The 549-nt window shown below is 48.6% G+C and carries 1 protein-coding gene; it reads right to left on the minus strand.

The features are described 5' to 3' along the window. On the minus strand, positions 1-549 hold a 549-nt coding region (locus tag ACS8FC_RS20140; RefSeq protein WP_439298090.1), incomplete at both ends, for a nitroreductase family protein.

A 549-nucleotide genomic window follows, 5' to 3' on the forward strand; every position in this document is an offset into this window, starting at 1 on the left:
TTGTAAACGCCATTGTCAGCGCGCTCGCCTGCGCCAAGCATCATAACGATATGATGGTCGTCGCTAAGATTGAGCAACGCTTTCATGGCAGGCTCGTCAAAGCCGCCCATAGGACAGCTATCAAAACCATGAGCACGTAATGCTAGCATGAGGTTTTCGGCGGCAAGTGCAGTGTTATTGGTTGCCCAATTTTTGGTATCTTCAAACGTGTAGTAAGGCGATTTGATTGGGCCTTTTACGCGTCTGACCACTTGCGTCGCACCCCATTTCGCAGCCGAAACTACGTTGGCTGGGCCACGCAAAAAGTCCATCGTGACGACTTTGTTGTAGTAGTCTTTCACTTTCTTTGGCACTGGCTGATCAGGGTATTCGCGCAATACTTGCTTAGCGTGATCATGCCAAACGTCAGTACGAGCAACGATGGCTATCAAACGGGCTGATGTTTTTGCTGCGTTTTGATTCATGCAGTTTTTGACAGCGCGTTTGCGATTGTCAGCATCATCGATAACATAAAATTCCCACGGCTGTAGGTTGCTAGAGTTTGGTGCT

It is taken from the genome of Psychrobacter sp. 1Y4 (assembly GCF_051847555.1).